The sequence below is a fragment of the Caballeronia sp. GACF4 genome (assembly GCF_023631025.1).
GTDB lineage: Bacteria > Pseudomonadota > Gammaproteobacteria > Burkholderiales > Burkholderiaceae > Caballeronia.
Window position 1 is genome coordinate 597,309 of record NZ_JALQDW010000018.1, and the last position, 19,867, is coordinate 617,175.

The following is a 19,867-nucleotide window of genomic DNA, read 5'->3' on the forward strand; positions in this document are numbered from 1 at the left end:
CAGACGCCTAAGACGCGTTAGGATTAAAGCGCGTCGAATTTTGGGCGCGGATTCGCACGGCGCTAAATCAAGCTTAGAACCGCGCATCGGTCTTGCAACCGCTTGGCCGCTTTAGCAAAAGGAGGCTTTATGAAATGGGAAACCCCTAGCTTTACCGATATGCGCTTTGGCTTTGAAATTACGATGTACATCGCCACGCGTTAATCGCCAAGCAGAAAACGGCCGCACAAAGCGGCCGCTTTCTTTTCAAGGCTTGAGCGGCTCGTGCTACGTTGCACCGTCACCTTCGCTTTTTTGTGGGCCAAGTCCACCCTTTCCTGCCGGTTCAGGTCGGCTGCCTGAACCCAAAGGCACTTCCGCCGTTTGATGCGGATCTTCGTCAAGCCGCCTGTTTTCAGGCTCGATCTCTCCCGCATTAGGCTGACGCACTCCTTGCTTTGGATCGCCTCCTGTCGCTGAACCGGGACCCGGCAGATTGCCGATAGAACCGCCACCGCTTGCTCCGCTGCCAGCATCGCCAAGCGGCTTATCCGTGCTCTTCTGTTCGCTGTCGTTAATCGTCATTGCTTGCTCCCGTTAAAGGCTGTCGGTGCCAACAACACGAGCAACGCGCATTCCACTTCGAACCTCAGCTCGCGACAGTCGATCCGATCACGTCATTAGCCACCGCGTCGACCGCCTGCTTGACGATGCCGACTATCTCATCCACTTCGGCACGCGTCGTGACGAGCGGTGGCGCAAAGCCGAGAATATCGCCGTGCGGCATGGCTCGCGCAATCACACCGCGCTCCAGAGCCGCTGCCGATACCTTCGGCCCGACCTTGAGCGCCGCATCGAAAGGTTTGCGCGCGTCTTTATCGGCCATGAATTCGAGCGCGGCAAGCATACCCGCGCCACGTACTTCGCCCACTAACGGATGCGAATCGAATGCCGCGTGAAGCTGCGCATGCAGATAAGCACCCGTTTCCGCCGCATTCTGCGTGAGGTTTTCACGTTCGAGAATGTCGAGGTTGGCCAGCGCAGCAGCCGCGCAAATGGGATGACCCGAATAGGTCCAGCCGTGTCCCATCGGACCATGCTCTCGCGAGCCCTTGTCGATCACATCCCATACACGTTCGCCCACGATCACGCCCGACAGCGGCGCATAAGCGCTCGTGAGGCCCTTAGCCACGGTGATGAGATCCGGCTTGATGCCGTAATGCTGCGCGCCCATCTTCGAGCCGAGACGTCCGAAGCCGCACACGACTTCATCGGAGATCAAGAGGATGTCGTGCTTGCTGAGCACTTGCTGGATAGCATCCCAGTAACCTTCCGGCGGCGCGATGATGCCGCCCGTGCCCATGACCGGTTCGGCGATGAACGCAGCGATGGTATCCGCGCCTTCCTTCGCGATCAGCTTCTCGAGTTCTTCCACGCAGTATGCGGTGAACTGCGCTTCACTCATACCAGCCGGTGCCTTTCGATACCAATGCGGACAAACCGTATGCTTCACACGATCGATCGGCAAGTCGAAGTGCTGATGAAAGCTCGGCAAGCCAGTGAGGCTGCCCGTGACGATGCCCGAGCCATGATAGCCCCGTTCGCGCGAGATGATCTTCTTCTTGTTCGGGCGACCCAGTACGTTGTTGTAGTACCAGACGATCTTGACCTGCGTTTCGTTGGCATCGGACCCGGACATGCCGTAGTACACCTTCTTCATGCCTTCCGGTGACCACGCGATGATGCGCGACGACAACTCGATGATCGCATCGGTCGAGTGGCCGACATAAGTGTGATAGTAAGCGAGCTTCTTTGCCTGCTCATAAATGGCTTCGGCCACTTCGGTTCGACCGTAGCCGATGTTCACGCAATACAGTCCTGCGAATGCATCGATATAAGTCCGGCCCTGATGATCTTCGATACGAATGCCCTTGGCGCCCGTCACGATCTTGCCCGGCAACGCGCCGCTTGCATGATCGTGCGCGTGCGTGGACGGATGCATGAAGTGCGCGCGATCTTCCGCGAACAAGTGTTCAATCGATTGCTGTTGCTGGCTCATGTGCTTCTCCTTGAAGCGCTATGCGTGTTCTTAACGTGGGTTGAATCAGGCTGCGCTCGAAAGCGGCAGACCCAGATTCCCTAAGCAAAAATATTTCGTTTCGACGAAGGGTTCGAAGCCCTCCGCGCCACCTTCGCGGCCGAGACCCGATGCCTTCATGCCGCCAAAGGGAATGGGCGCGCCCGTGAACTTGACGCCGTTCACCGAGACCATTGCGAAGTCGAGCCGTCGCACCAATTGAAAGATCGTGTCGATGCGCGTGGCGCAGATATAGGCGGCAAGGCCGTATTCCGTATCGTTGGCGCGTGTCACGGCTTCGTCGAGCGTATCGAACGGAGAGATCGCGGAGATGGGCGCGAAGTTCTCTTCATCGTAGATACGCATGCCAGCTCTAGCATCCGCGACAACGGTCGGCTCATAGAACCATCCACCGAGCTCATGCGCGTTGCCGCCGACAGTGATGCGCGCGCCTTGCGCCTTTGCGTCTTCGATACGCGCAACGGTCGCATCGAAAGCGGCCTGATGCATGAGCGGACCGACATCGACATTCGCTTCGAACGCGCTGCCTACCTTCAGTGCCTTGACCGCTTCGGTATAACGTTGCACGAACGCTTCGTACAAGGGTCGCGCCACGAAGATGCGATTCGCGGCGCAACAATCCTGACCCGATGTCTGAAACTTTGCCCCAATCGCAACGCGCACCGAATGTTCGAGATCTGCGTCCTCGGTCACGATGAACGGCGCATTGCCGCCAAGCTCGAGTGCAAGCTTCTTGATGCCTGCCTGCGCCACGGCCTTTGCCACGAGACCTCCAACGCCCGTCGAACCGGTGAAGCTCACCGCACGCACGCGAGTGTCGCTCACGAGCGCTTCCATGGTCATCTGCGGCTCGCCGATCACGACGTTGAACACGCCTGCGGGAAAGCCCGCCTCTTCCGCGAGTTGTGCAAGCGCCATCGCTGAAAAAGGCGTTTCATGCGCAGGCTTGATGACAACCGTGCAGCCCGACGCGATAGCGGCCGCGGCTTTGCGCGTGATCATCGCCACGGGAAAATTCCATGGCGTGATGAGCGCCGCAACGCCGACTGGCTCCATGACCGTGCCGAGATGCGCGCCATCGATATGCGTTGGAATGGTGCGTCCTGCAAGGCGTTTTGCTTCGTCGGCGAACCATTCGATAAAGCTCGCGGCATATGCGATCTCGCCCTTCGCTTCGGCGAGCGGCTTGCCTTGCTCCAGCGACAAAATGCCGGCGAGGTCAGACTGATGACGCAAGATCAGTTCATGCCAGCGCATGAGAAACGCGCTGCGCTTTTGCTGGGGTGTCCAGCGCCAAGCTTGAAACGCGCGGTCGGCGGCTCCGACGGCGCTGACGACCTGTTCGCGTTCGAGCATCGGCACATGCCCGATGACGTGCTGATCGGCGGGATTGACCACCGGGATCGACGCGGCATTGTTGCTATGTACCCAACGGCCGTCCACATAGCACAGCGACTTGAAGAGAACCGGATGTCCTAACAGCATGACGTTCGCTCCTATCGGTTGATTCGCTCTTGAGTCTAATTCGATGGAGTCACTTTAAGCTCATGCAGTCGCGGAATTTTTCGTTATCGATTGCCACGCCTGGTGTTTTTTCTGTTTCGATGTTCGCGACTCAAACTTGCGCCCACTCGGGCGGACCACCGCAATCGTCCTTGATGACCTTGGTCACGATATACGTGAAGTACTTTTCGATGCTGAGTTCCTCGACCAGCAACGAGTCGATGAAGCGCTGGTAGTGGTCTATGTCCCGCGCGACTACATGCAGCACGTAATCGACACCACCACCTGTCGCCACGCACTGCACGATCTCGGACGCTTGTTGCACGCGGTCTTCGAAGCGTCTCATGTCTGACGCGGTATGCCGCGAGAGCGTAACTTCCACGACGATACGGCTTCCCTTGAACGCCGACGTCCAGTCGATATTCGCCCGATATCCCTTGACTATCCCGCTTTCTTCGAGCCGCTTCACACGCTCCCATGCAGGTGAGATCGACAGGTTCACCTTCTCCGCCAGACGCGACTTCGTAATGCGTCCGTCGCCCGCGAGGATGCGTAAGATAGCCAGATCGTATCGGTCGAGTTTGGTCAAGTCAGATCGTCACCGGTATGTTGCGTTCGATGATGTCGGCCACGACAGCCACCGTGTCCCCTGTTTGTACGAGGCCAGGAAAGTGCCTTGCCGCAAGCAGTCCCGCACGCTTTGCGCGATATTCGACCGGCGTCGCGCCAGAGCGCGTGATGTCATGAACACGCGCGAGCACGTCGCCCTCGGCCACCATGTCGCCAAGATCGCGGCACATCTCCAGCAAGCCCGCATGTTCGCTCGTCGTATAGCACGCGTCATCGGGCATATCGAGCAGCGTGGTCGTGCGCGCTTCGCCAATCACGCTTTCTTTGTCGATGATGCCCGCATGGGCGAGGAAGCCATACACGCCGCGTTCCGCGATGGCGACGCTAGCAGCAGTGGATGAACCGCCGCCACCGAGTTCGGTGGAGACGAACACCTTGCCCGCCTCTTCGGCTGCGCTGTCGTATAAACCGACGCTATCGAGTTCGAGCATGCGCATTGAATAAGGTGCGCCGAACGCGCGCATGGCGGCTTCGCAGCGAGCCTGTTGCCGTGCATCCGCCAACACGTGAGTCGCCGCGAACGGAAGAAAATCGAGCGTACGCCCGCCTGCATGAATGTCGAGAACGTAGTCCGCCAAGGGCAGCAAATGACGCTGAAAGTAATCGGCTATCTTCTGCGTCACCGTGCCATCGGGATGGCCCGGAAAGCTGCGATTGAGATTACCCGCGTCGATGGGCGACGTGCGCGTACCCGCGCGAAACGCCGGGTAATTCATGAACGGCACTACGATCACGCGGCCATTGATATCGCCGGCCTTCAACGTCGATGCGAGCTTCGACAACGCGATCGGCCCTTCATACTCGTCACCGTGATTGCCGCCCGTGAGCAACACGGTCGGTCCGTCGCCGCGCTTGATGACCGTGACCGGAATCATTACCGCACCCCACGCCGAATCGTTGCGCGAATACGGCAGCTTCAGGAAGCCGTGTTGTTCGCCGTCGGCTTCGAAGTCGACGGTCGGACTGATCGGTGACGCGCGCATCGTACTACTCCTTCACGAACAATTTGCGAGGCGTATTGCAGAAAGTCTCGACGCCGGTATCGGTAATCAGGATGCTTTCCGTGATCTCGAGACCCCAGTCATCGAGCCATAGTCCCGGCATGAAATGAAACGTCATGCCGGGTTCGAGGACCGTCTTGTCCCCCGGCCGCAAGCTCATGGTGCGCTCGCCCCAGTCGGGCGGATAACTCGCACCGATGGGATAACCGCAGCGGCTATCCTTCTCGATACCCGACTTGCGCAGCACCGCGAAGAACGCATTGGCGATGTCCTCGGTCTTGTTGCCCGGCTTCGCAGCGGCGAGTCCTGCTTCAATGCCTTCGACTACCGCCTTCTCGGCATCGATGAAATGCTGCGGCGGTTTGCCGAGATAAACCGTGCGCGATTGCGGACAGTGATAGCGCTTGAAACATCCGGCGATTTCGAAAAACGTCCCGGCATTCGCAGTGAACGCGGAGTCGTCCCATGTGAGATGTGGCGCCGCTGCATCCGAGCCAGTAGGCAAGAGCGGCACGATAGCCGGATAGTCGCCGCCATAGCCTTCGACGCCCGTGATGCCGGCGTCATAGATTTGCGCGACGAGGTCGCACTTCCTCATGCCAGGCTCGACCTTGTCGAGAATGCGCGCGTGCATCTTCTCGACGATGTGCGCCGCCACACGCATATATTCGATCTCGCGCGGCGATTTCACCGCACGCTGCCAGTTGACGAGCGCGGTCGCGTCCTTGAACTTCGCGTTGGGCAAGTGCTGAACGAGCGACGCATACGCCTTCGCACTGAAGTAGTAATTGTCCATCTCCACACCGATATGCTTCTTGTCCCATCCGCGCGCGACGATGACTTCAATCGAGAGAAAGTCCATCGGATGACGAACCTGAGACTGCACGTAGTGATCCGGATATCCGACGATATTCTCGTGCGCCATGAACACCGTGCGCTTCGCGCCGTTCGCATCTTGCCCGCGACCGAACCATACCGGCTCGCCATCCATGGCAAGCAGCACGCATTGATGCACATAGAATGACCAGCCGTCGTAACCGGTGAGCCATGCCATGTTGGTCGGGTCCGTCACGATCATCAGGTCGATACCTGCTTTCTCCATTGCGCGTCGCGTCTTCGCCATGCGCGCGTCGTACTCGCCGCGATCGAACGGCAAGCGCACGACCGGCGCTTCGCCTCGCTTCTCTTGCTTGATTTCGGACATCGTCCCCTCTGTCAAAGCGTCACGTCGTTGTGAAAGATGCTTCCTGCACGCGTCGCGCGTGCTCTTGCAAGCGCAAGTGCTGCAATGGCCGTGTCCTGCGCGCCGGTGCCGGTGAGATCGCATACGGTGATGTCGTCATCGCTCATGCGGCCTTGCACTTGCTGCGCGATGATCTGTCCCAATTCGGCGAACGATGCATCGGCGGCGATAACCCCTGCGCTTATCGCGTGATGTAGTTCGCCAAGCACGCGCGTTTGCTGCAAGCGGTCGCACACGTAGCGCGCCGCCTTGAACACGTCTGGCGCAATCTCGTTCTTGTGCTCGGCATCCGAACCCATCGCGGTGATATGCAAGCCCGCATGAAGATCGCGGGCGTGAATCAACGGCTCGCGGCTAGGTGTCGTGGTGATGGCGATATCCGCATGCCTGAGCGCGTGGCTCACGCTATCGGCGACAGCCCATTCAAGGCCCGCCGCTTCACAATCGCGTGCGTAGTGCAACGCGCGCTCGCCTTCGCGGGCCCACACGGTCACGTGATCGATGTCGCGTACCAGTCGCAACGCTTTGAGTTGAAGGCGCGCCTGTTCGCCCGCACCGATGATCGCCACGCGTTTGGCGTCATGTCTTGCGAGCCAGCGTGCGGCGACAGCACCCGCTGCCGCCGTGCGTACCGCCGTGAGATAGCCGTTGTCGAGCAGCACGGCTTGCGTCAGTCCCGTGCGCGCCGAAAGCACGAGCATGAGACCGTTCAAGCTCGGCAAACCCAGAGAGGGATTGTTGAAGAAGCCAGGACTGACCTTGATCGCAAAACTCAGAAGACCCGGCAAATAAGCGGTTTTTACGTCGACTTCGCCAGCGTGTTCGGGAATGTCGAGGCGAAGAATCGGCGGCATCGCCACCGCTTCTGTCGCAAGCGAACGGAAGGCAGCTTCGATCTGTGCGATCGCATCGAGGTCGAGCGGCACGAGTTCGCGCAGCTCCGCTTCGCCTAGCAAGATGGTGGAACGATCGATTGAAGACGTCATCAAAGCGCTCCAATCAGGCGGCGGTGCGTATCGATATCGATGTTGCAACCGCTCACGACGATAACCACTGGCCCACCTTCACGCGGCCTGATGGCACCATCCAGCACAGCCGCGATGCCGACGGCCGCTGCGCCCTCCACCACGAGCCGCTCTTCGTTATATGCATGTGCAATGCCGCGAGCAATCGAACGCTCATCGAGGAGCACCATGCGATCGATCAATTCACGTGTCATCGCGAACGTATGCTGGTTGTCGAGACCAATGCCGCCGCCGAGCGAATCCGCCAGCGTCTCGAGTTCATCGACGAGAACGGGTTTGCCCGCCTCGAGGCTCGCATGCATGGCGGCGCCGCGTTGCATGGATACGCCGATCATTTCGATGCCTGGCCTCATGCCTTTTGCCGCGAATGCCACGCCGCTGAAAAGACCGCCGCCCGACAGGGGCACGACGATAGCGGATGCGTCGGGAAGCGCTTCGATAATCTCCAGACCAATGGTGCTCTGCCCCGCAATGACGCGCGCATCGTCGAAAGGCGGTACGAACGCATAGCCTTCTTCGCGCACCAGGCGCTGCGCTTCGACTTGTGCATCGTCCTGGCTCTTGCCTGCAATCACGACGCGCGCGCCGAGCGCCGCGACCGCATCCACCTTGTTCGCTGGCACAAGCGATGACATGCACACTGCGGCCTCGATTCCCAGCGCGCGCGCCGCATGCGCGATCGCACGGCCATGATTACCCGTCGATGCCGTCACGACACGCTTGCACCCTGCTTCCGCGAGTTGCGCCAATGCGTTGGTCGCGCCGCGCAACTTGAAGCTGCCGGTAGGCTGAAGCGTTTCGAGTTTGAGGTAGACAGGTGCGTCTACAACGCGCGAGAGTGTCGCCGACTGCACGAGCGGCGTGACGAGCACACGCCCTTCGATGCGTTGGCGTGCGCGATAAACATCGTCGAGCGTGAGTGCGGACATGGCGCGATTGCATTGAGCAAGTGTCGATGCAACCGAGTCTAATGTCCTAAAAAATCGTTTTGAATTGTCCTAGTTCATTTCCGCGCATGCGAGATTAGTTGAAGTCGTGCACGTGCGGAAATTGCTCGAAGACTTCGCGAATGGTCTCTATGGCCGTGCGAAAGCTCGCCTCGCCCACTTCGGCGCCCACGCACAGACGCACCGCATTGGGCCGCTCAGCGCCGCGCACGAGAAACGGATCGGGCGATGTCACCGCGATATTGCGGTTGCGCAGTTCGCGCGTGATACGTTCCGCTTCCCATTCATCCGGCACGCGCAGCCACGCAGAGAGCGCGTTCGGATGGCTGCCGAGCACATATTCTCCCAGCACTTCACGCACGACACTCTGACGCATCGAAAGCCGCTCGCGTTGTATCTGCACGAGACGTTGCGCCGTGCCGTCCATGATCCAGCGCGCGGTGACTTCGGCTATCGGCGAGGTCGCCATCCAACTCGATACGCGCAACACGCTTTCCGCGCGCAAGGCAAGACGCCGTGGCACGGTCATGAAGCCCGTGCGCAAGCCGCTTAACACTGACTTCGTCATGCTCGTGCAATAGAACGCCAGTTCGGGGATCAGGCTTGCTATCGGCGTCTGCGCCTTGGCGGGCAACGCGCCGTAGACATCGTCTTCGATGACATACACGCCGTATCGCTCTGCAATGCGCGCAATCGCGCGCCGGCGCGAGTCGGTCAAGATGGCGACCGTGGGATTATTGAGCGTCGGTGTGCAGACCAGTGCGCTTACGCGCTCGCTGTCGCACATTTCCTCGAAATGTTCGGGACGTATGCCATGTTCGTCGATTTCCAGTCCCTTGAGCGTGAAGCCGAGCACGTTCGCGGAGCCTATGACGCCGTGATCGGTCAGGCTCTCGCAGAGCACGGTATCGCCCGGTCCGACAATGGAAGCAAGCGCCAGAAAGATGCCGTGCGCAGCACCATTCGTGACTAGGAGCGTCTCAGCGGTCGCAGGCATGTTGAGCGATTCGAGCCAAGCAACACCCGCTTGCCGATGATGCTCGAAACCCGCAATCGGACGAAACGCGCGTATCCAGGGCTGATCCTCGATGGTTGCAAGCGTCGCGCAGACCTTGCGCCACATTGCATCGTGTTCGGGCGTATGGACGATACGCGCAATCGAAAAGTCGACCACGGAGCGCTCGGCCGTATCGAGCATGTAGTTGGACATGGTCTCTGTGACGCGCGCCGCGACGAAGCTGCCGCGCCCGACTTCACAGCGAATCAGCCCCTGGCGCTCGAGTTCTTTATAGGCATTGGTGACCGTCTGCACGCTGATTTCCAGATCCGCCGCGACCTCGCGTTGCGGCGGCAAGCGTGCGCCTGAAGCCAGTGTGCCGTTCTCGATATCCAGCGCCATCGCCTTGACGAGCCGCTTGTATTTCGACTGTACGCCTTGCACGGTGCGTACGGCCTCGCGCCATCGCTGATTCAATTTCCACTCCTCGTGCGCTTGACTCATGCGCAATAGTGGCGCAAAAGCTCCTTGAAAAATAATTGTCCTAGAGCAATCGGAACAAATATATGGCTTTGTATTCTGCATTGGTGGCTGCGCGGTAAAGCCTGTGAAGACCGCTTCCTATAAGGGTTTTCTCCATGACCGATCTAGCCGCAGCCTTCAAGGAACGCGCGCAATAGACCATACGAACGCTACCAACGCTATAAACGGAAAACGCTATGAAGACCAAACGACTGTCTGGAATGCTGGTGGCCGCATGCGTCGCCGCGGCGAGCTTGAGTGCCTTCAGCGCGGGCGCTGCCGCGGAAACCACCTTGCAACGGATTCAACGCACCGGCGAGGTGCGCATCGGCTATGCGAACGAAACGCCCTTCGCCTATACGACGGCCGACGGCACCGTGACGGGCGAATCGCCGGAAATCGCCAAGAAAGTATTCGCCAAACTGGGCGTCAAGAAAGTCGATGCGGTGCTGACCGAATGGGGCGCGCTCATTCCGGGCCTCAAGGCAGGCCGTTTCGATGTGATTGCAGCGGGCATGTACATTACGCCCGAGCGCTGCAAGCAGGTTGCTTTCGCCGATCCGCAATATCAGATTCCCGACACGTTGCTGACGCTCAAGGGCAACCCCAAAAACCTTCACAGTTACGCCGATGTCGCCAAGCAAGGCGACACGAAACTCGCAGTAATGGCCGGCACGGCGGAACTCGGTTATGCACGCGAGGCGGGCATCAAGGACGATCAGATTCTTCAGGTGCCCGATACCACCGCGCAATTGCAGGCCGTGCGCGCACGCCGCGCCGATGCAGCCGTTGGCACCTCACTCACCATGAAGGGTCTTGCGACGAAGGGCGGTCCGCTAGTCGAAGCAACGAGCCAGTTTAACGACGACCCGAAGCATACGGGCTATGGCGCACTCGCCTTTCGCCCCGAAGATACCGATCTGCGCGATGCGGTCAACAAGGAACTCCATGCCTGGCTCGGCACGGACGATCATCTGAAAACGGTGGGACCGTTCGGCTTCGACAAGACGAATCTGACCACGAAGAAAGCGCCTGAACTTTGCGGCGGTTGAGCAGAGATACATTCGGTACAGGCGCGCGTCGCGTCGTTCATTTAGCGAGGAACCGTCATGAGTGACCTCAATGAGCTACTGCCGCTGATGTGGAAAGGCACGCTCGTCACGATCCAGATCGCCGTGCTCAGCATCATGCTTGCGATCGTCATGGCGGGCATCGCAACGACGCTGCGCGAAGCGCCTTATCGTGCTCTGCGCTGGCTTGGCAATGTCTATGTCGAAGTCTTTCGCGGCACGTCCTTGCTGGTGCAATTGTTCTGGCTGTTCTTCGTGCTGCCCTTGCCGCCCTTCAGTATTCAGTTGACGCCCTTTACCGTGGCCATCGTTGGTTTGGGTTTGCATTACGGCGCTTATGGCTCCGAGATTCTGCGCGGCGCATTGCACTCGGTGGCAGGCGGACAATACGAAGCAGCACTGGCACTCAACATGCCGGCATGGGTCAGGCTGCGCCGCGTCGTGTTGCCTCAAGCCATGATCAACGCACTGCCGCCAGCCACGAACCTCATGATCGAATTACTCAAAGGGACTTCGCTCGTGTCGCTGATCACGCTTTCGGACCTGACGTTCCGCGCGCGACAACTCGATGAAGCGACCTTCAAGACAGCGGAAATCTTCGGGCTGACGCTGCTGATCTACTTCGTACTGGCGCAGATCATCGTCACGGTAATGCGTCACTTCGAGCGCCGTGTAAGCAGTCACGTCGCCGTTCGTCGCGTCGTGCCGAGGGCCGCATCATGACGACATTCGGTCAACTCTTCGATGTGAAATACGCGCTGCATATCCTGCCGGAACTGCTGCACGCCGCGTTATACACCATCGGCATCACGCTAGTGGGGTTTGCCATCGCGCTGGTGCTGGGCCTCGTGCTCGCAATACTGCGACGCAGCGAGATCGCTTTCGTCTCGAAGGCGACGGCTTTCTTCATCGAGTTTATTCGCAGCACGCCGCTTTTGATTCAGGTGTATGTGCTCTTTTACGTTGCGCCGCTTTATGGACTCACCATGTCGGCGTTGATGGCGGGCACCATCGGCATTGCCGTGCACTATGCGTGTTACGTGTCGGAGGTTTATCGCGCAGGACTCAACGGCGTCGCGCGTGGACAATGGGAAGCGGCCTGTGCGCTGTCGTTGTCGCCCTGGCGCACGTATGGCGGCGTGATTCTGCCACAGGCCATTCGTCCCGTGATTCCCGCGCTCGGCAATTACCTCGTCGCCATGTTCAAGGACACGCCCGTGTTGTCAGCCATTACCGTGGTCGAATTGATGCAGCAGGCGAAGAACATCGGCTCGGAAACCTTCCGCTATCTCGAACCGATCACCATGACGGGCGTCTTCTTTCTGATCATCAGCGTGACTTTCGCTTCGGGCGTGCGTCACCTCGAACGGCGGGTCAGGTTGCCATGATTTCGCGCGGAGACACGATGGCTAACCCGGCGGATGGCGCACGGTAATGGAAATCAAGGAGCAACCGATGAAACGAGACCTCGACCCGTCGTTAGGCGAAGCCGCCGACGCGCAAGCCAATACGCCGATGGTGCGCTTTCGCAACGTGACGAAGCGCTACGGCGCGCTTACCGTGCTCGATGGACTCGATCTGGATATCGCGCGTAACGAGAAGGTCGCGATCATCGGGCCGAGCGGCTCGGGGAAATCCACGCTGCTGCGCGTGTTGATGACGCTCGATCCCTTGACCGACGGCGTAATCGAAGTCGATGGCGAGTCTCTCACGCATGAGATGCGCGGCGGCAAGCTCGTACCCGCGTCGCAACGACATGTGCGGCAAGTGCGCAGCAAGATCGGCATGGTGTTTCAGAGCTTCAACCTGTTCCCGCACATGACCGCGCTCACGAACGTCATTGAAGCGCCTACGAGCGTGCTAGGTCTTTCGAAGAAGGAAGCAATCGAACGTGGACGCGAGTTGCTATCCATGGTCGGTTTGTCGGAAAAATGCGGTCACTATCCTTCGCAATTGTCGGGTGGACAGCAGCAGCGCGTAGCCATCGCGCGGGCGCTTGCCATGCGCCCTAAAATCATGCTCTTCGACGAAGTGACCTCCGCGCTCGATCCCGAACTCTGCGGTGAGGTCCTCAATGTCATTCGGCGCTTAGGCTCCGAACATAACCTCACCATGTTGATGGTCACACATCAGATGGGCTTTGCAAAAGACTTCGCGGATCGCGTCTGCTTCTTCTCAGAAGGAAAGATCATCGAGCAGGCCGCGCCGCAGCAGTTCTTCACCGCGCCGCAACATGAACGCACCAAGCAGTTTTTGCGCGCGGTCACGGAGGCGCTCTAATCCAAGCATTCAGCTGGCAAGCGGTCCGGGAATTGCTTCCTGCTCCGGGGATAGACACCGGAGAGTGCAATGTCCCCTTCCCAGCATAAGGTCGCTCGCGTGGACGACTTGCCCACCGGGCACGGCACGCGTGTGTGCATCAAGCACGATGCGAGCGAAACACCGATTCTTCTCGTGCGCGACGGTCAGGCCGTGCACGCCTTTTCACCCGACTGTCCGCATGCAGGCGCGCCGCTCGAAGAAGGCGCGATCTGCAACGGCCGCATCGTTTGCCCGTGGCACAAGGGCACGTTTGAAATTAGTGATGGCAGTCTCGTCGAGCCGCCGGCGCTCAAAGGTCTGACGCGTTATCCGGTCACCGTGTCGAATGGCGATGTATTTGTCTCGCTCGGTGCCGAAGCGCCGAAGACGCAAGACGAGCATGGCGCGGATAAGACCATGCTCATCGTCGGCGCGGGCGCCGCAGGCGCCGCGGCATGCGCGGCGCTGCGCGAAGCCGGTTTCAGCGGGCGTATCGTGCTCGCTGGCGACGATGCACGCGAGCCTTACGATCGCACTTCGCTAAGCAAGTTCGTGCTGTCAGGCGACATGCCGCCCGACGATGTTCCACCCCTTCTCGACGACGATTTCTTCGACGCTCATAAGATCGAACGCGAATTGACACGCGCCGTGCGACTCGACGCGAGCAACAAGCAAGCCGAATTCGCCAGCGGTCGGACAGTCGATTACGACGCCGCGCTCGTTTGCACGGGCGGCACGCCCAAGCCGCTCAAGGCGCCGGGTTCAAACCTTAAGCATATCCATCTGCTGCGCAATCGCGAACATGCAAAAGAGATTCTTGCATCGCTCGATGCAGTGCAATCACCTGTGCGCGTCGTGATCGTCGGGGCGAGTTTCATCGGTCTGGAAGTGGCTTCGTGTCTTCGTAAGCGCAAGATCGAAGTCACTGTCGTCGCGCCCGGCAAGGTGCCATTCGAAAAGCAGTTCGGTACGCGCATCGGCGAGATGTTCAAGCGCATGCATGAACAAAACGGCGTGACGTTCCATATGGATACGCATGTCAGCGCGTTCGAAGGCGACGACGCCGTGCGCGAAGTGCTGCTCGAATCCGGCGAACGGCTACAGGCCAATGTCGTGATTGCGGGAACGGGCGTGACGCCGGCTACGGACTTCATCACTGGCGTCACGATGGGCGACGACGAAGGCATGGAAGTCGATGCGTCGATGCTTGCCGCGCCGAGTCTCTACGCAGCGGGCGACATCGCGCGCTTTCCGTTGCCGCGTGCCGGTGCAATGGGTCGCATCGAACATTGGCGCGTCGCCCAGCAACATGCGCGCGTGGCGGCGTACAACATGGCGGGCATCGCACGCGATTACATCGGCGTGCCTTTTTTCTGGACCTTTCATTACGACAAGAACTTCGAGTATCTCGGCCACGTCAGAGAACCCGAGCACGTCGAAATAGATGGCGATCTCGATCAGCAGCAGTTCATCGCTTACCTGCTGAAAGACGGCGAGGTTCGCGCGGTGGTCGGATGCGGGCATGGAGCCGCCATAGGCCGGCTTGCCGAAGCCATGCGCGAGCCGATCACGCTCGAAGCCGCACGGCGCGTTGCGAGTAGCTAAACGGTCGATGGCGCGCCGCCCCATTGCTCGACACAACGCAGAAATTATTTGGCTTAAGAGGAATAGGCTATGGCAACTCGAAAGACCAAGACGAGGACGAGCAAGGCGAAGCCTCGCGGCAAGTCGAACAGCACGCGTCAGCGACACGGCCTCGCTACCACCGGTAAAAAGTCGACAGCGAAACCCTCGCCCAAACGCTGGTCGCATCATGTGATGGAGACCAGCGACGCAATGGATATCGAGGGAAGTATCTTCAAGACCGGTAACGCGGACGAGATCGCGGATTCGTTGAAGCGCTCGTCGACCAGAAGCAAGCGTCGCAAGGGCTCGCCGTTTCAATCGGCCATGGCGATGCTAAATTTTTATATCAACCGCGCCGGGCGCAATTTGCCGAAGTCACGCCGCAGCACGCTGGAGCGCGCCAAGAAGCGGTTGCGCGAAGCATTCGGACGCAAGCCTTGAAACACGGGCTAGCGCAATGCGAGCCACTGCAACACGATCGATCAAGGCTGACTTTGTCCGCCGTTATATCAACGGCTGGTGCTGCGTATTCGTCTGAGCATCAGGGCACACCTGAGCGGGAGGCCGTCTTGTCGAGGGAACGACTCTTGCTCGCTCATGGATTACCTACGGAAGAAGACAGGAGACACCATGACTGAAGACCCACCGCTTAGCCCCGGCGACGAAGCCGAACCCGGCGTGCCCGGAACCGGCGAAGACTTGTGTCCGGCCTGCAACGGCTCGGGCAAGCTCGACGGCGAGAAGTGCGACACATGCGGCGGCACGGGCAAGGTGACGCAAGGTATTGGCGGCGGCTGAGACGACTCTCAGCGTTGCAGTCCCTGCCAATCTCCTGGAGACCAGCTTGAACCTGCACCCTCTCACGCGTACCGCTGCGCTGCTCGTGGCGCTTGCGGCCACGAATACTGCTGCAATGGCCGACGACTACGCGCCTGGCTTCGGCCCGGACCCGTCCCTGCCCGCGCCGCATAAGTCGATGTTGCCAACCGTGAACATCGCGCCTGCCAAGCCCTGGCAGCAAGGACAAATGCCCATTGCGGCCGCAGGGTTCAACGTTACTCCTTATGCAACCGGTCTAGATCATCCGCGCTGGCTCGCCACGCTTCCCAACGGCGATGTGCTCGTCGCGGAAAGCAATGCGCCCGCGCAGCACGATACAAACGCGGGCATCAAAGGCCTCGTGATGAAGAAGGTGATGAAGCGCGCGGGCGCGGCGGTGCCGAGTCCCGACCGCATCGTCCTCTTGCGTGACTCGGACGGAGACGGCATAGCGGAAACGCGCACGGTGTTCATCGACAAGCTGCATTCTCCGTTCGGCATGGTGCTAGTCGGTGACGATCTCTACGTCGCCGACACGGACGCCGTCATGCGCTACAAGTACGAACCGGGCGCCACGCAGATCACGACACCGGGAGAGAAGTTCATCGACTTGCCTGCTGGCCCGATCAACCATCACTGGACCAAAAACATCATCGCGAGTCAGGACGGCAAGCGGCTTTACGTGACGGTCGGCTCGAACAGCAACGCCGCGGAAAACGGTATCGATGCCGAAAGCGGCCGCGCGGCGATCATGGAAGTCGATATCGAATCGAAGCAGACCCGCCTCTTCGCCACGGGCTTGCGCAACCCGAACGGCATGTCGTGGCAACCGCAAAGCGGCGCGCTATGGACCGTGGTCAACGAGCGCGACGAACTCGGCGACGACCTCGTGCCCGACTATATGACCTCGGTCAAAGACGGCGCCTTCTACGGCTGGCCGTACAGCTATTACGGCCAGCATGTGGATGACCGCGTGAAGCCGCAGCGCGATGAGCTCGTGCTGTCGGCAATCCCGCCGGACTATGCACTCGGTGCGCATACGGCATCGCTCGGACTCACGTTTTACGATGCCAAAGCGTTCCCGCAGCATTACTGGAGCGGCGCCTTCATCGGTCAGCATGGCTCGTGGAATCGCAAGCCGAGGAGCGGCTATAAGGTCGTGTTCGTTCCGTTCGATGACGGCAAGCCGTCCGGTCCGCCCGAAGACATACTGACAGGCTTTCTCTCCACCGATGGCCACGCGCTCGGTCGTCCCGTCGGCGTCGCGGTGGACCACAGCGGCGCGTTGCTCGTCGCGGATGATGTCGGCAATAGCGTATGGCGCGTTGCGCCGGCTGCGAAGTAAATGGCCGCGCGCAAGCCCAAGGCGAAGGCCGTCACATCGAGCTTGTTCGCGCTCGCCGAACGGCAGATCGTCGGCCTTTACGACGCCGGCGTGCTTTCGCCTGCCGTGTTGCATCACGTGATCGCGGCTTACGCGAACAGCGCGATCGACTGGAGCGAAGCCGCTTCCCTGCGTACCGTCGACGATCGCTCGGTGCACGAGGCCGTGGTGCTCACCATGATGCCGGGCCGCCCGCTGCGATCGGCGCAAAAAGACTTCATGTCGGTGGTGGAACATCTCGCGGCGGGCGCCGGCGCGAGCGCCAAGGCCGCGGCGTCATCCGACGAAGCGCCCGAAGACGACGAAGCGCTGCTCGATCAGCTCGATGGCAAAAGCAAAAGCTCGAGCGGGACGGCATCGCGTTCATCGAAGGCAAGCGATGAACCAAGCCAACGCAAGTCCGCCGGCTTCAATCCGCTCGTCGGCGCGCGCGGGTTCTCCACTCACGACAAGGGCTAAGATACCAGCCCGGCATCTTCAGTGCGGCACGCCCGGTGCGACCACATCGACGAGATCGTCCATGTCGAAAGGTTTCGCGAGAATCGGCACATTGAGATGCCTCGCACGGTCCAGTTCGTCCGCATAGCCTGTCATGAGAATAAGCTTCTGCGCGGGCAGTCGCTGCGTGATCTGCTCGGCCAGATCGACGCCGTTCATGCGACCGGGCATTTGCACATCGGAGAGAATCAGGTCGAAGCTGTAGCCTTCGCCGAGCAGCGCAAAAGCGGCATCCGCGCTCTCTTCGTGATGAACGACACAGCCCAGCACTTCGAGCACGGCCATCACGCCGGCAGCGACATCGACGTTGTCTTCGACAACCAGCACGGTCAAGCCACGCAGCGGATGCTCTTCGTCGTTGAACGATGGCGCCGGGCGCGGCGCTTCGGCCTTCGGCACGGGCGCCACGCTCACAGGCGGAACGTGAACCGGAACGGGCACCGCCACCGATGCCGACGCGTGATGACGCGGCAGATAAAGCCGCACGGTCGTGCCCGAGCCTGGCACGCTCGTGATACGCGCGGTGCCCCCCGCCTGCTCGCAAGCCGCGAGCACCTGCGTCAAGCCGAGGCCCGTGCCCGCGCCGCGCTCTTTCGTCGTGAACAGCGGCTCGAAGGCGCGACGCAGTACCTCTTCGTTCATTCCTTCGCCGTTATCGGTCACGGAAATGAGCACGTATTCCCCTTCGGGCAAGTCGCTTTCGCCGTTGCGCACGCGCGCGTTCTGGCAACGGATGACGAGACGCCCGCTATGCAACATGGCCTCGCTTGCATTGACGGCGATGTTGACCAGCGCCAGCTCCAGTTCGACCGGATCGGCCCTTACCCGCCACAAGTCCGGCGACAATTCCACCTTCACCGAAACGGACGGCGGCACCGCGCTCTTGACGAGATCGAGCGTGGTCTTGAGCCAGTTGGATGGATCGAGCAGTTCCTGCTTTTGCGGATGCTTGCGCGCCACGCTCATCAGGCGGCGCGCAAGCGATTCCGCGCCCGCCGTCGCACGCTCCACCGCAATGACTTCGCTTTCCACGCCGTTGAAGTGCTTGCGCCGCGCGAGTTCCATGTTCGAGCCGACGACCATCAGCAAGTTATTGAAGTCGTGCGCGACGTTGGCGACGAGATTGCCGAGCGCGCCCATGCGCTGCAATTGCCTGCTCGACGCCTCTATCGACAGCCGCGAAGCGACTTCTGACTGCCATTGCTCCCACGCCACCTGTTCGGCGTTCAGACGGCGAATGGAGAACGCAATCAAGAGCCACACGGCGATGCAAGGCAGCGCCGCGATGGCGGCCACGAGCCCGAGGTGCTGACGCCAGCGCATTTGCAAGGCGGAAGCCGCGTAACCCGTCGCCACGTAGAGCGGAAAGTCGCCGACGCGCCGATAGGCAATGAGCCGCTCGACGTTATCGACCGTCGAACTCATGCGCGCTTGTCCATAGACTTCGTTATTGCGAAAGGCGTTGGTGAAGGGCGTGTTGTTGGCGGGCTGCGCGTCGACGTCGCTCAAGGGATAACGCGCGAGAATGCCGCCATCGCGCCGGTACAAGCCGATGACGAGCGCGCTGTCGCTCGCCGCGAGTTCGCGATAGAAGTCGACGAAATAAGCGCGTTTCAGGGCGATCGACACGACGCCGAGAAAGCGTCCGTCTCGACTGATGCGGCCCATGGTCGTGGTGAAGACATCGGACTTCGCGACCTTGCCGCGCAGCGGCAGCGAGAAATACGCGACGGGCGCGACTTCGCGGGCGGACAGAAAGTCGTCACGATCTGCAATCGATACGGCGGGCGCGGGATAGAAGCGGCTGCTGGCCAGCAGAACGCCATTCGCACCGAACACGGAGATGGCGGCCACTTGGGCGAGCGTCCCGCTCATGCTGTCGAGCGTGCGATGCAGCGCTTCCTGACGGCCCTGAATATTGGCGTCGTCGCTGTCGCCCAGTAAGTCGACGATGCGCGTTTCCAGTTGCTGGTTGAGATCGACCACCTTAATGGCATGTTCGTTCGCAACGCGCGAGAGGCGCTCGGTAAGTTCTTCGGCGTCCGAAAAGCGGCGCTCGTAGTCGTAGTAGCCATAAATACTGAGGCAGACTAACGGAATGACGACCGAGCCGGCCAGCACGAGCATCAGCACCCGGCGCGTCAGGGCGAAGTTACGCGTGGGTAGCGGCAGATCGAATGTCGCGGTCTCTGTTGAGTTCAAGCGTTTCGCCCTGCGATGAAAT

Annotated in this window: 20 protein-coding genes; 10 read left to right on the top strand and 10 right to left on the bottom strand. The window is 60.3% G+C overall.

Annotated features, from left to right (window positions below; all coding sequences use genetic code 11):
- The first annotated feature begins 129 nt into the window (after nt 1-129).
- Nucleotides 130-204, top strand: a complete 75-nt coding sequence (gene pqqA, locus NCR40_RS17835) for a pyrroloquinoline quinone precursor peptide PqqA (protein WP_008353049.1) — start codon at nt 130-132, stop codon at nt 202-204.
- A gap of 63 nt (nt 205-267) precedes the next feature.
- Here the strand turns inward: pqqA and NCR40_RS17840 are convergent, their stop codons facing one another.
- The 9 genes from NCR40_RS17840 to ehuR form a co-directional block, all read right to left on the bottom strand.
- Complete coding sequence (locus NCR40_RS17840) at nt 268-564, bottom strand: hypothetical protein (RefSeq protein WP_250467282.1); 297 nt, start codon at nt 562-564, stop codon at nt 268-270.
- Between the two features lie 64 nt (nt 565-628).
- Complete coding sequence (locus NCR40_RS17845; protein ID WP_250510139.1) at nt 629-2,038, bottom strand: aspartate aminotransferase family protein; 1,410 nt, start codon at nt 2,036-2,038, stop codon at nt 629-631.
- Nucleotides 2,039-2,083: 45 nt separating this feature from the next.
- On the bottom strand, nt 2,084-3,562 hold the full coding sequence (locus NCR40_RS17850) for an NAD-dependent succinate-semialdehyde dehydrogenase (protein ID WP_250510140.1): 1,479 nt from the start codon (nt 3,560-3,562) through the stop codon (nt 2,084-2,086).
- Between the two features lie 130 nt (nt 3,563-3,692).
- Nucleotides 3,693-4,169, bottom strand: coding sequence for an Lrp/AsnC family transcriptional regulator (locus tag NCR40_RS17855; RefSeq protein WP_250510141.1), 477 nt, complete (start codon nt 4,167-4,169; stop codon nt 3,693-3,695).
- Between the two features lies 1 nt (nt 4,170).
- On the bottom strand, nt 4,171-5,193 hold the full coding sequence (gene doeB, locus NCR40_RS17860) for a N(2)-acetyl-L-2,4-diaminobutanoate deacetylase DoeB (RefSeq protein WP_250510142.1): 1,023 nt from the start codon (nt 5,191-5,193) through the stop codon (nt 4,171-4,173).
- A gap of 4 nt (nt 5,194-5,197) precedes the next feature.
- Complete coding sequence (gene doeA / locus NCR40_RS17865) at nt 5,198-6,415, bottom strand: ectoine hydrolase DoeA (protein WP_250510143.1); 1,218 nt, start codon at nt 6,413-6,415, stop codon at nt 5,198-5,200.
- Nucleotides 6,416-6,426: 11 nt separating this feature from the next.
- Complete coding sequence (locus NCR40_RS17870; protein ID WP_250493514.1) at nt 6,427-7,440, bottom strand: cyclodeaminase; 1,014 nt, start codon at nt 7,438-7,440, stop codon at nt 6,427-6,429.
- Nucleotides 7,440-8,408 carry a hydroxyectoine utilization dehydratase EutB gene (eutB, locus tag NCR40_RS17875; RefSeq protein WP_250510144.1) on the bottom strand — a complete coding sequence of 323 codons (969 nt, stop codon included), beginning with the start codon at nt 8,406-8,408 and terminating at the stop codon, nt 7,440-7,442. Before eutB ends, NCR40_RS17870 begins: the two co-directional genes overlap by 1 nt.
- Before the next feature lie 94 nt (nt 8,409-8,502).
- Complete coding sequence (gene ehuR, locus NCR40_RS17880; protein ID WP_250467292.1) at nt 8,503-9,927, bottom strand: MocR-like ectoine utilization transcription factor EhuR; 1,425 nt, start codon at nt 9,925-9,927, stop codon at nt 8,503-8,505.
- A 215-nt stretch (nt 9,928-10,142) separates the two neighbouring features.
- Here ehuR and ehuB point away from each other — a divergent pair, with 215 nt between their 5' ends.
- The 9 genes from ehuB (at nt 10,143) to NCR40_RS17925 (ending at nt 17,604) form a co-directional block, all read left to right on the top strand.
- A complete protein-coding gene (ehuB, locus tag NCR40_RS17885; RefSeq protein WP_250467293.1) occupies nt 10,143-10,997 on the top strand; it encodes an ectoine/hydroxyectoine ABC transporter substrate-binding protein EhuB in 855 nt (284 codons plus the stop codon).
- 57 nt (nt 10,998-11,054) lie between these two features.
- A complete protein-coding gene (ehuC, locus tag NCR40_RS17890) occupies nt 11,055-11,738 on the top strand; it encodes an ectoine/hydroxyectoine ABC transporter permease subunit EhuC (RefSeq protein ID WP_250510145.1) in 684 nt (227 codons plus the stop codon).
- Complete coding sequence (gene ehuD / locus NCR40_RS17895) at nt 11,735-12,403, top strand: ectoine/hydroxyectoine ABC transporter permease subunit EhuD (RefSeq protein ID WP_250510146.1); 669 nt, start codon at nt 11,735-11,737, stop codon at nt 12,401-12,403. The genes ehuC and ehuD overlap by 4 nt, the downstream gene beginning before the upstream one ends.
- A gap of 67 nt (nt 12,404-12,470) precedes the next feature.
- Nucleotides 12,471-13,295 (top strand): ectoine/hydroxyectoine ABC transporter ATP-binding protein EhuA, encoded by an 825-nt coding sequence (gene ehuA / locus NCR40_RS17900; RefSeq protein WP_284503357.1) that lies wholly within the window; start codon nt 12,471-12,473, stop codon nt 13,293-13,295.
- Between the two features lie 69 nt (nt 13,296-13,364).
- Nucleotides 13,365-14,921, top strand: coding sequence for an FAD-dependent oxidoreductase (locus NCR40_RS17905; protein WP_250510147.1), 1,557 nt, complete (start codon nt 13,365-13,367; stop codon nt 14,919-14,921).
- 69 nt (nt 14,922-14,990) lie between these two features.
- On the top strand, nt 14,991-15,383 hold the full coding sequence (locus NCR40_RS17910) for a DUF3175 domain-containing protein (protein WP_250510148.1): 393 nt from the start codon (nt 14,991-14,993) through the stop codon (nt 15,381-15,383).
- 189 nt (nt 15,384-15,572) lie between these two features.
- The gene (locus NCR40_RS17915; RefSeq protein ID WP_250467298.1) at nt 15,573-15,740 is read left to right on the top strand and encodes a hypothetical protein; all 168 of its coding nucleotides are present in this window, start codon (nt 15,573-15,575) and stop codon (nt 15,738-15,740) included.
- Nucleotides 15,741-15,855: 115 nt separating this feature from the next.
- Nucleotides 15,856-17,106 (top strand): PQQ-dependent sugar dehydrogenase, encoded by a 1,251-nt coding sequence (locus NCR40_RS17920; protein WP_244829691.1) that lies wholly within the window; start codon nt 15,856-15,858, stop codon nt 17,104-17,106.
- Nucleotides 17,107-17,604, top strand: a complete 498-nt coding sequence (locus NCR40_RS17925) for a hypothetical protein (protein ID WP_250467299.1) — start codon at nt 17,107-17,109, stop codon at nt 17,602-17,604.
- Nucleotides 17,605-17,622: 18 nt separating this feature from the next.
- Here the strand turns inward: NCR40_RS17925 and NCR40_RS17930 are convergent, their stop codons facing one another.
- Nucleotides 17,623-19,845, bottom strand: a complete 2,223-nt coding sequence (locus NCR40_RS17930; RefSeq protein WP_250510149.1) for a hybrid sensor histidine kinase/response regulator family protein — start codon at nt 19,843-19,845, stop codon at nt 17,623-17,625.
- Nucleotides 19,846-19,867 lie beyond the last annotated feature (22 nt).

Bases quoted from the DNA above. Each gene is read 5' to 3' on its own strand.
- NCR40_RS17850 (WP_250510140.1), bottom strand. From the start codon at position 3,562: ATGCTGTTAGGACATCCGGTTCTCTTCAAGTCGCTGTGCTATGTGGAC.
- ehuR (WP_250467292.1), bottom strand. From the start codon at position 9,927: ATGAGTCAAGCGCACGAGGAGTGGAAATTGAATCAGCGATGGCGCGAG.
- eutB (WP_250510144.1), bottom strand. From the start codon at position 8,408: ATGTCCGCACTCACGCTCGACGATGTTTATCGCGCACGCCAACGCATC.
- NCR40_RS17920 (WP_244829691.1), top strand. From the start codon at position 15,856: ATGGCCGACGACTACGCGCCTGGCTTCGGCCCGGACCCGTCCCTGCCC.
- NCR40_RS17905 (WP_250510147.1), top strand. From the start codon at position 13,365: ATGTCCCCTTCCCAGCATAAGGTCGCTCGCGTGGACGACTTGCCCACC.
- ehuC (WP_250510145.1), top strand. From the start codon at position 11,055: ATGAGTGACCTCAATGAGCTACTGCCGCTGATGTGGAAAGGCACGCTC.
- ehuB (WP_250467293.1), top strand. From the start codon at position 10,143: ATGAAGACCAAACGACTGTCTGGAATGCTGGTGGCCGCATGCGTCGCC.
- NCR40_RS17910 (WP_250510148.1), top strand. From the start codon at position 14,991: ATGGCAACTCGAAAGACCAAGACGAGGACGAGCAAGGCGAAGCCTCGC.
- doeA (WP_250510143.1), bottom strand. From the start codon at position 6,415: ATGTCCGAAATCAAGCAAGAGAAGCGAGGCGAAGCGCCGGTCGTGCGC.
- ehuA (WP_284503357.1), top strand. From the start codon at position 12,471: ATGAAACGAGACCTCGACCCGTCGTTAGGCGAAGCCGCCGACGCGCAA.
- NCR40_RS17845 (WP_250510139.1), bottom strand. From the start codon at position 2,038: ATGAGCCAGCAACAGCAATCGATTGAACACTTGTTCGCGGAAGATCGC.
- NCR40_RS17870 (WP_250493514.1), bottom strand. From the start codon at position 7,440: ATGACGTCTTCAATCGATCGTTCCACCATCTTGCTAGGCGAAGCGGAG.
- NCR40_RS17925 (WP_250467299.1), top strand. From the start codon at position 17,107: ATGGCCGCGCGCAAGCCCAAGGCGAAGGCCGTCACATCGAGCTTGTTC.
- NCR40_RS17840 (WP_250467282.1), bottom strand. From the start codon at position 564: ATGACGATTAACGACAGCGAACAGAAGAGCACGGATAAGCCGCTTGGC.
- NCR40_RS17915 (WP_250467298.1), top strand. From the start codon at position 15,573: ATGACTGAAGACCCACCGCTTAGCCCCGGCGACGAAGCCGAACCCGGC.
- doeB (WP_250510142.1), bottom strand. From the start codon at position 5,193: ATGCGCGCGTCACCGATCAGTCCGACCGTCGACTTCGAAGCCGACGGC.
- ehuD (WP_250510146.1), top strand. From the start codon at position 11,735: ATGACGACATTCGGTCAACTCTTCGATGTGAAATACGCGCTGCATATC.